9 protein-coding genes and 1 pseudogene are annotated in these 9,628 nt (G+C 70.7%); 4 read left to right on the top strand and 6 right to left on the bottom strand.

Annotated features, from left to right (window positions below; all coding sequences use genetic code 11):
• Both AC1D15_RS09355 and AC1D15_RS09350 read left to right on the top strand, forming a co-directional pair.
• Positions 1–1,875, top strand: a 1,875-nt coding sequence (locus tag AC1D15_RS09355) for a right-handed parallel beta-helix repeat-containing protein (protein WP_477825765.1), incomplete at its 5' end; no start/stop codon positions are given.
• A gap of 70 nt (positions 1,876–1,945) precedes the next feature.
• A complete protein-coding gene (locus AC1D15_RS09350) occupies positions 1,946–2,566 on the top strand; it encodes a glutathione S-transferase family protein (protein WP_477825764.1) in 621 nt (206 codons plus the stop codon).
• Between the two features lie 44 nt (positions 2,567–2,610).
• Here the strand turns inward: AC1D15_RS09350 and AC1D15_RS09345 are convergent, their stop codons facing one another.
• Positions 2,611–3,435, bottom strand: a complete 825-nt coding sequence (locus AC1D15_RS09345) for a nucleotidyltransferase domain-containing protein (protein ID WP_477825763.1) — start codon at positions 3,433–3,435, stop codon at positions 2,611–2,613.
• Between the two features lie 102 nt (positions 3,436–3,537).
• Here AC1D15_RS09345 and AC1D15_RS09340 point away from each other — a divergent pair, with 102 nt between their 5' ends.
• Positions 3,538–3,912, top strand: coding sequence for a hypothetical protein (locus AC1D15_RS09340; RefSeq protein ID WP_477825762.1), 375 nt, complete (start codon positions 3,538–3,540; stop codon positions 3,910–3,912).
• 14 nt (positions 3,913–3,926) lie between these two features.
• Here AC1D15_RS09340 and AC1D15_RS09335 read toward each other — a convergent pair whose 3' ends face one another.
• The 3 genes from AC1D15_RS09335 to AC1D15_RS09325 all read right to left on the bottom strand — a co-directional run bounded on the left by AC1D15_RS09335 (position 3,927) and on the right by AC1D15_RS09325 (position 5,983).
• Entirely contained in the window at positions 3,927–4,334 is a 408-nt protein-coding gene (locus tag AC1D15_RS09335; protein WP_477825761.1) for an SRPBCC family protein, read from the bottom strand.
• Positions 4,335–4,350: 16 nt separating this feature from the next.
• Positions 4,351–5,004, bottom strand: a complete 654-nt coding sequence (locus tag AC1D15_RS09330) for a phosphatase PAP2 family protein (protein ID WP_477825760.1) — start codon at positions 5,002–5,004, stop codon at positions 4,351–4,353.
• A 64-nt stretch (positions 5,005–5,068) separates the two neighbouring features.
• Positions 5,069–5,983 (bottom strand): LysR family transcriptional regulator, encoded by a 915-nt coding sequence (locus AC1D15_RS09325; RefSeq protein ID WP_477825759.1) that lies wholly within the window; start codon positions 5,981–5,983, stop codon positions 5,069–5,071.
• A gap of 62 nt (positions 5,984–6,045) precedes the next feature.
• Between AC1D15_RS09325 and AC1D15_RS09320 the strand changes: the two genes are divergently transcribed.
• A complete protein-coding gene (locus AC1D15_RS09320) occupies positions 6,046–7,122 on the top strand; it encodes an SDR family oxidoreductase (protein WP_477825766.1) in 1,077 nt (358 codons plus the stop codon).
• Here AC1D15_RS09320 and AC1D15_RS09315 read toward each other — a convergent pair.
• Both AC1D15_RS09315 and AC1D15_RS09310 read right to left on the bottom strand, forming a co-directional pair.
• On the bottom strand, positions 7,065–8,414 hold the full coding sequence (locus tag AC1D15_RS09315; protein WP_477825758.1) for an esterase/lipase family protein: 1,350 nt from the start codon (positions 8,412–8,414) through the stop codon (positions 7,065–7,067). The genes AC1D15_RS09320 and AC1D15_RS09315 overlap by 58 nt on opposite strands.
• Positions 8,411–9,628, bottom strand: a pseudogene (locus AC1D15_RS09310) (hypothetical protein); the annotation flags it as partial. The gene AC1D15_RS09315 and the pseudogene AC1D15_RS09310, both read right to left, overlap by 4 nt.

Raw genomic sequence — 9,628 nt, 5'->3', positions numbered from 1 at the left:
GCTCCGGCGCCTGCTCCCGCCCCGGCACCGGCCCCCGCGCCCGCCCCGGCGCCCGCACCCGTCCCCGGCCGCGGCGCCAATGTGCCCTGGGTCGAGTACCAGGCTGAAGACGGCACCACCAACGCCCAGATCCTCGGCCCGAGCCGCCAGAAGTGGGACGCGAACCACATCGAGGCCGAGGCCATCGGCCGCAAGGCGGTGCGCCTGAACAAGACCGGCGACTACGTGTCGTTCAAGACCACGAAGGCCGGCAACGGCGTCGTCGTGCGCTACTCGATCCCCGACGCCCCGGGCGGCGGCGGCATCGACAGCACGCTGGGCCTGTACGTGAACGGCGTGCGCGTGAAGACGCTGCCGCTGACCTCGCGCTACAGCTGGTCGTACCAGGGCGGGCTGATCGGCGACCCGATCGTCGACAAGCCGGCCGGCCTGCCGCACACCTTCTTCGACGAGGTGCGCACGCTGGTCGACAACATCCCGGCCGGCGCGACGGTGATGCTGCGCCGCGACGCGCAGGACACCGCGGCGTTCTACGTGATCGACCTGGTCGACATCGAGCCGGTGCCGACCGCGCTGACGATGCCGGCGGGCTTCACGTCGGTGACGCAGTTCGGCATCCAGCCGAACGACGGCAAGGACCACGCCGACGACGTGCTGCGTGCGATGCGCTCGACCAGCAAGCTGTGGTTCCCGCCGGGCGACTACCTGCTGCAGAAGATCAGCGGCGGCAACGTCGGGCTCGACAACCCGGGCATCGAGGTGCGCGGCGCGGGCATGTGGTACACGAACCTGAAGGGTCCGAAGTCGCTGTTCTTCTGCTACGGCGCGAGCGCGAAATGCGTGTTCGGCGATTTCTCGATCCTCGGCGAATCGAAGGCGCGGGCCGAGGAATCGGAAGGCGTGCAGAAGGCCTTCGCCGGCCCGATGGGCGCCAACAGCCTGATCGAGAACGTCTGGATCGAGCACGTGGTCGGTGCGATCTGGGTCGGCAACGATCCCCCGTACCAGACCCAGCCGACGCAGAACCTGACGGTCCGCAACTGCCGCATCCGCAACACGTATGCGGACGGGATCAACTTCGACAACGGCACCTCGAACTCGGTGGTCGAGAACTGCCACCTGCGCAACACCGGCGACGACGCGCTGGTGGTGTGGTCGATCAAGTGGACCGACTGGGTCAAGGAGAAGACCTACCAGCTGGGCGACAACTTCATCAGCCCGGAGGGCAAGAACGCGCCCGACCAGGGCCAGGGCGTCAACAACGTGTTCCGCAACAACACGGTGCAGATGCCGTGGCGCGCGAACTGCTTCGCGGCCTACGGCGGCGCGAACAACGTGTTCAAGGACAGCGTCTGCGAAGACGTGCTGACCTACCCGGGCATCCTGATCGACAACGAGTTCAGCCCGTACCCGTTCGGCCCGGCGACCACGACCTTCAGCAACATCTCGCTGATCCGCGCGGGCGGCCCGATGTTCATGGAGAACACCGCGACGCCGTGGCAGCACGGTGCGCTGAAGTTCTACATGCGCGAAGGCGGCATCAACGACATCCTGGTGGAGAACGTCGACATCGTCGACCCGACCTACTCGGGCATCGAGTTCCGCGGCTTCGGCACCGCCTTCGTGCCGCCGGGCGAGAAGTTCCACCCGGACCTGCTGCGTGACGCCGACAACGCGCAGATGCGCAACGTGAAGCTGAAGAACATCCGCATCACCAACCCGGGCAGGTACGGCATCGAGGTCATCGACAACGGTGGCCGCGGGGCGGTGAACTTCGACGGCGTGGTGGTGACGAACCCGGCGCTCGGCGGCCTGAAGCAGGACACCGCGCCGAGCAGCTTCTTCATCCGCGGGACCGGCAACTCGGGCTGGTAAGCCCCCACGTTCACGCCCGGGCGGGCCCCTCGGTAGAGTGGGCCCGCATCAACCACTGCCGGGACCGTGAATGCTGAAGATCTGGGGCAATGCCGATTCGATCAACGTGCAGAAGGTGCTGTGGTGCTGCGAGGAGATCGGCCTCGCCTACGAACGGATCGATGCCGGACGGCACTACGGCGTGGTCGACACCGCGGAGTTCCGCCGCCTGAACCCGAACGGGCTGGTGCCGACGATCGACGACGACGGCTTCGTCGTGTGGGAGTCCGGCACCGTGCTGCGCTACCTCGCGGCCAAGCATGCGGCCGGCAGCCTGTGGCCGGAGGACGTCGCGGCGCGCGCCGAAGTCGACCGCTGGATCGACTGGTCGAACTCGACGCTGTGGCCGTCGATGGTGCCGATCTTCCGCGCCTTCCTGCGCACGCCCGAGCATGAGCGCGACGACAACCTCGTGGAGGCCGCGCGCCGCGAGACGCTGGATGCGATGCACGTTCTCGACGCGCAACTCGAAGGCCGCGCGTTCGTCGGCGGCGAGCGCTTCACGATGGGCGACATCGCGCTCGGCTGCGCGGTGTGGCGCTGGATGACGCTGCCGATCGAGCGCGACGAACTGCCGCAGGTGCAGCGCTGGTTCGATGCGTTGTCGAAGCGGGAGGCGTATCGGAAGGTGGTGATGCTGCCGTTGGTGTGAGCGGTGGTCGATAGCGTTTTCGCATCGGCGTTAGTGGAATGGCATCAGTTGCAGCTGACTTCCACAGAACCCATCACCGTCTCGAACAGCAACTCGTCCAGCCGTTCCAGCGGCACCGCCTCATCCCGCGGCTGCGCCAGCGCGAGCTGCGCGACCAGTTCGCCGATGAACGCATTCAGCACCGGCCGTGCCGGCAGCCACTCCTGTTCGCCGCTGCGGCGCTTCAGCACCAGCAGCTCGGCGATGTCCTGCCGCACCGCCGGGTCGCCCACCATCGCGTCGATCAGCGCCTCGAAGGCCATCGGCGGCGCCTCCGGCCGCTCCAGCACCCACTTCGCGGCCAGCAGCGGGCGCAGCACGTAGAGGTATTTCTTCGCGCGCACCTGCTCGCCCTGCAGGTACTCGCGGAAGTTGCCGCGGCCCATCGCGTGGTAGTGGTGGAACGAGCGCACCGGCCGGTGCACAGCAGCCGCCACCTCGCGAAGGCGCGTCAAGAAGCGCTCGTCAGCGCGGTACACCACCGGCGAGCTCAACCACTCCACCAGCGTCGCATTGCCCTTGGCCAGCAGGCCCAAGGCCTTGCGCAGGTCCCAGCCGTTCACGTCGAACACCGGGCCGGGCACCTCCTCGATCACGTCGCGCACCGGCGTGATCCGCAGGTAATCGCGCGGCGGCCGGACGAAGATGAAGCGGACGTCGTAGTCCGAATCCGGCGACGCGAAACCCCAGCCCCGGCTGCCGGACTCGCAGGCGAACAGGATGCGCACGCCTTCCTGCGCCTCGACGGCGGCGAGCTTGTCCATGATCTCGGCCCGGATCGCGGGGGCGATCGGGTGGGCATCGTGCAGTGGCGAATCGGCGGTGGTCATGCGGTCTCCTCGGGGCGGCATTCTCGCCGCCGGCAAGGTAAAGACTCTTCACCCCGGTGCGACAATCCCGCTCCTGCCCGCCGCCTTCCCTTTGCTCCCGCCGTGCCTGACAACATCACCCTGCTGCGCCGACAGAACGCCCTGACGCTGTTCCAGCGCTTCGCCGAGGCGCAGATGCGCGACGGCATCGCCCCGAAAGGCATGGAGCAGCTGTTCGCCCAGGCGCTGCAGATCAGCCCCAGCATGTGGAGCCAGATCAAGAGCAGCCGGCCGATCGGCGACAAGCTGGCGCGGCAGATCGAGGCGGCACGCGAGCAGCCGGCCGGCTGGCTCGACGAAGCGCATGAGCCGCAGGGGCTGACGCCCTCGGAACTGCAGTTCCTGCAACTCGCGCTGACCGCCTGGCGCGCGACCAACGCCGAGGGGCGCCGGCAGCTGCGACACGCGGTCAGGCAGGTCGCCGACGGCAAGGCGTGATCGCCGCGCCGCGTTCAGCGGTGCGTCTTGCTCTCCATCAGGCGCTTCAGCGCCTGCAGGTCGCTCAGCACATGCGCGCAATCCTTCTCGAACTGCTGGCTGTCGACCCCGTCGGCCCGGAACACCGTGAACGTCAGCTCGCAGCCGTCCCCATTGGCCACCGCGCGCAGCGGGTTGTGGAACACCGCGCCGCCGGGCAGCGTGACGTCGTGGTCGAGCACGCCGTACGGGTTGTCGGGCGTCATCTCGACCTGCACCCGGCCCATCGGCGATTCGGCGAGCCAGCGCCCGCCTTCCTCGACGATGCCGGCCGCCAGGCCCGAGGCCCATTGCGGCAGCAGCGACGGCTGGCGCGCGAACTCGTAGACGACCTGCCAGGGCACGGCGATCGAGACGGTGACGAGGCGGACATCCTGCAGCATGGTGGGCCCGAGGCCATCAGCGTGCCGGCCCGCGCATCGGCAACGCCGCCACCAACACGCCGAGCACCAGCCCGCCCAGCACGTCGACCACCACGTGCTGGCGGATCGCGATCGTCGAATAGGCGATGCCCACGCACCACGCCAGGTTCGCCCACCGCAGCACGACCGGCACGTCGAGCTCGCGCAGCTGCCGCGCGAGCAGGTGGCAGGTCAGCACCGCGAACGACACATGCAGCGACGGGAACGCGTTGCGCGACGCGTCGCCCGCGCGCAGGAACTGCAGGCTGCCGTACTGCGACCAGTCGACGCCGAAATCCGGCACCGCGCTCGGGTAGAACAGGTAGAACGCGAAGCCGATGGCGCTCATCACCGCAGCCCGCAGCGTGTAGCGCGCCAGCTCGCCGCGATCCCTCGAGAACGCCGGCGCGAGCGACACGTAGACCCACAGCGACGCATACACCGGCAGCAGCCCCTCGCGCAGCGTGAACCAGCGGTCCAGCGCCAGCACCGGCATCACCGTGACGGCGGCCTGCGGCGAGCGCGCGGCCCAGAAATACAGCACGAAGAACAGCGAGATGCCGGCACTGATGCCCACCAGCTTGACCGGCCACAGCGCGAGCAGGCGCCGCACGGCGGCACGGGGCCAGGAGTCTGCGGGGCGGGAGAGCACGGTCGAGGTCAAGGTGGGCGGATCGGAGGCAGGGCAGACGCGCATCATCGCGCGGTTTGGCTTGTCATTGCCTTGGCCCGCCGACGTACGCCAGCAAACCCTCGACCAGCGCATCGAAGGCGACACGGCAGCGCGGGCTGCTGCGCAGGTCTTCATGCATCGTGACCCAGGTCGGCAGCGGCAGCGYGAAGAGCTTCGGCAGCAGCCGCACCAGGTTGCCGTCGCGCCGGGCGAGAGGCACCTGGCACATGCCGACGCCGGCCCCGGCGCGGATCAGCGCCAGCTGCGCCACGTTGCTGTCGCTGCGCAGCGTGAAGACCTCGCGCCGCAAGCCGTGCAGCGCCTTCTCGGCCTGGCGCAGCCACGCGGACGGCTGGTCGTAGCCGATCGTCGCGTGGCCCGCGAGCTCTTCGGGCCGGCGCGGCGTGCCCCGGCGCTCGAGGTAGTCGCGCCGCGCGTGCAGGCCCAGCTCGATGTCGCCGACGTGGCGCGCGACCAGCTGCTCCTGCTTCGGCTGCACCATGCGCACCGCGATGTCGGCCTCGCGGCGCAGCAGGTCCTGCAGCTTGTCGGTCAGCACCAGCTCGATCTTCAGCTGCGGATGCGCGTCGTGCAGCCCGGCCAGGATCGGCGGCAGCACTTCGATGCCCATCACGTCGCTGCAGCTGATGCGCACCGTGCCCTTGACGACGCGATCACCGCCTTGGCCGCCCTGGCCGCCGGCCGCGCGCTCCAGCGCCGCTGCGGTGCTCTGCATCGCCGCGGCATACGGGCGCAGCGACTGCGCCGCCTCGGTCGGCAGCAGGCCGGCCTGCGAACGGGTGAACAGCACGATGCCGAGCGCCTGCTCGAGCGCAGCCACGTGCCGGCCGACCGTGGGCTGCGTGATGCCGAGCAGGYGCGCGGCCCCCGACAGCGAGCCCTCGTCGAGCACGCCGAGGAAGCTGCGGTAGAGCTCCCAGCCGATGGTCGAAGTCATACAGAAATGTATAGCGTCACCACGATGTTCGGCAATTCCATTCCAACCCGGCGCTGCCCAGAATTCGCTCCATACCCACTCACCACCTGGAGATCGAGATGAGCGACAACCACAGCAGCAAGACGGCCCTGGTCCTCGGCGCCACCGGCGGCATCGGCGGCGAGGTCGCGCGCCAGCTGCGCGACGCGGGCTGGACGGTGCGCGCACTGCAGCGCAGCGCGACCGAAGCTGTGCAGCAACGCGACGGCATCACCTGGCTGCGCGGCGATGCGATGCAGCGTGCCGACGTGATGCAGGCGGCCGAGGGCTGCGCAGTGATCGTGCACGCCGTCAACCCGCCGGGCTACCGCGGCTGGGCCGAGGTGGTGCTGCCGATGGTCGACAACACGATCGCCGCGGCCATCGCGCAACGCGCCACCATCGTGCTGCCGGGCACGGTCTACAACTTCGGGCCGGACGCGTTCCCGCTGCTGCGCGAGGATTCACCGCAGCACCCGCAGACCCGCAAGGGCGCGATCCGCGTGCAGATGGAGACCCGGCTGGAGGCCGCCAGCCGCCAGGGTGCGCGCGTGCTGATCGTGCGCGCCGGCGACTTCTTCGGGCCGAAGTCGGGCAACAACTGGCTCGCGCAGGGCATGCTGAAGCCGGGGAAACCGGTCACGTCGATCGCGAACCCGGCCGATGACGGTGTCGGCCACCAGTGGGGCTACCTGCCCGACGTGGCGCGCACGATGGTCGAGCTGCTGGAGCGCCGCGAGGGGCTCGGCGCGTTCGAGCGCTTCCACATGGCCGGGCACTGGGACGCCACCGGCCGGCAGATCGCCGAGGCGGTGCAGCGCGTGGTCGCACGCCGCACCGGGCAGGCGCCGCGCATCGTGCGCACGCCGTGGTGGCTGCTGCGCCTGATGGCGCCGTTCGTCGTCACGCTGCGCGAGCTGATGGAGATGCGCTACCTGTGGAAGCAGCCGGTGCGCATGGCCAACGAGCGGCTGGTCGCGGTGCTGGGGCGCGAGCCGCACACGCCGCTGGACCAGGCGGTCGAGGCGGCGCTGGTCGGCATGGGCTGCCTGGAGGCCGGGCGTCAGCCGGGCGGTGACAGCCCGGCCATGAACTTCAGCACCGCCGCATCGCGGAAATAGTTCGTGTGGAAGGTCGTCGCCGTCTTGCCGAGCGACAGCACCTGCGGCTCCCCCTGCGCCGGCTGGCCGAAGAAGCTCATCGCGTCGGTGTCGACGACCAGGTCGTTCGCGCCGGGGAACACGATGTCGGCGCCGAGGCTCGCCAGCTGCAGGCCGGGGTTGCGGAAGCGGGTCCAGAACTTCCAGGCCGGCGCGTCGAGGTTGGGCTCGAAGTCGGCCGTCACCACCGCGAACGTCGGCTGCACCAGCCAGCGGTCGCCGAACAGCGCGCGCGTCTCGGCGTTGTCGGTCACGCGCTGCTGGCTCGCGAGGCCCGGCACCAGCGCCACCGCCGCATCGGCCAGCGGCAAGGCCGAGCCGAGCTGCAGCGTCTTGCCCAGCACCTTGGCCAGCCCCGCGGCCCCGGCGGCCAGCGGGAACACCGTGCTCGCCGCCTGCCCGGCCAGCGACAGCGCGTTCGCGATATTCGCCAGCATGTCGAGCGCGGCGCGCAGCCGGTACGGCGACGCGAGGCTGGTGCCGCCGAGCGGCGAGCCGACGAACACCACCTGCCGCACCCGTACCGGCGCGAGCCGCAGCAGCCACGACGCGACCAGCCCGCCGCGGCTGTGGCACACCACGTCGAGCGGGCCGGCGATGCCGCGCAGTGCGCGGTGCAGGTCGAGCGCGTTCAGCCACGGCGCGACCGACAGCGTCGCATGGTCGAACGCGAAGATGCGCGTGCCGTACACCTGCTTCCATTGCGCGAGCAGGGCCTGCCCGGCGGGCGTCGCGCCGAGCTGGTCGAACCACATGTCGCCGTTGCTGAAGGTGCCGTGCACCAGCAGCAGCGTGGGTTGCGCGCCGTCGAGTTGCGGCGCCGGTGCCGGCACGAGCGCGCCGTCGACCCACTGGCGCAGGCCCTGCTGCGGCGTCAGGCGCGCGTCGAGCGCGACCAGCGACTGCGCGATCCGGTTCGGCCCGATGTCCTCGTACTCGAAGCGCTGCAGCACCTCGCCGAAGCCGAACCAGCCGGCGCGCCGCGAACGCCCGCGCAGCACCTGGGCGGCCGGCGGCTCGTAGTTCCAGCGCAGCACGCCGTCGTCGTCGCGCAGGCTGACGCTCGCGCGCGGATCGGCCATCGACGGCGTGAAGCCGCGGCGGCGGCGCATCGAGATCGGCAGCGCCTGCTGCGATGAGCCCAGCGTGGGCGCCGGCTCGCGCAGGCCGAGGCCCGCATCGGCCGCTGCCCACGGCGCGGCATCGAACGGCAGCGGCTCGTCGGCCGTGCTCGTGACGACGGTGGCGTTCATGCCCGCTCCCCCACCGCCAGCGCCGCCGGCGCGACGATCGGCAGCGGCGTGACCTGGTGCTCGCGCGCGATCGCGATGTCGAGGATCGAATCGAAGTCGCGCGGTTCGCTGAGCGCCTGCACGCCGGCCTCGCGCGCCTCGCGGAAGCCGCAGTGCTCGGTCAGGCGCACGCTCTCCAGCGGCGCGAGCTTGCCGTCGCGGATCAGCCCCCACACCTCGCGGTAGCTGGCCCGGCCGGCGCGCCACGGCCGCGTCTGCGCGCCCGGCGAGCCGCTGCGGTGCTCGTCGCCCTGCGGCACCGCATCGCCCGGGTTGATCACCTCGCGGTACGCGAACTGGTAGTCGCGGTGGCGCCAGTAGCCGGGCAGCGCATGGCCGTCGAGCAGGAACACCACCGGGTGGATGTCGACCAGCTCCAGGCAGGCGGCGAACAGCAGCGTCAGGTCGATGCAGGTGCCCATGCGCGCGCTGCGCACCGCGCTCGGCGTGCGCAGGCGCTGCGAATCGAGCGCGCGGTTGTAGGTGGGCGGCGGGTTGATGTAGCCGAGGTCCCATTCGTGCAGCAGCGCCGACCAGATCGCCTCGACCTGCAGGTCCACGTTCTCCAGGCTGGCCGGGTCGGCGGACGAGGCCGACTGGTAGCCCTCGAAGCCGGCGCTCGGGTCGTCGCGGATCACCCGCACGTAGCGCTGCGCGAGCGTGATCGCGCGCTCGACCGCCGGATCGCGCGGCAGCACGAACGACGGCAGCCAGACGCCGCTGGTGCTGTTGTCCAGCCACTGGTCGACCGGCATCAGCCGCATCGCATAGGTGTCCTTGTGGATGACCTGCCCGCCCACCATCACCTGCACGAACAGGCTGCTGACCACCGCCTCGGAGACCGAGCGCATCAGCCGCGCGGTGAGCGGCATCTTGACGCGCGCGCCGAGGCTGGTGCGCTCCTGCGTCAGCTCGATCTCGGCCTCGTAGCGCGCGCGCTCGATGCCGCAGTTCAGCTCGACCAGCACGTGCGCCCGCGTCGCCGGCTGCGTCACCGCACCGCGCAGCTCGAAGCGGTGGAACAGCGCGCTGCGCCGCTCGGCCGGATCGCCCTGGTTGTGCAGCTCGGCGTAGTTGAACTCGGTGCGCGGCTCGACGACGGCCCGCAGCGGGGCGCGCAGCGCGGTGGGCGACAGGGCCGCCGCGCGCGCCAGCGTCGTCGCGCTGCGCTGCGC

The sequence above is a fragment of the Rhizobacter sp. P2_H2 genome (assembly GCF_056403375.1).
This window is presented reverse-complemented; position numbering and strand designations above follow the sequence as displayed.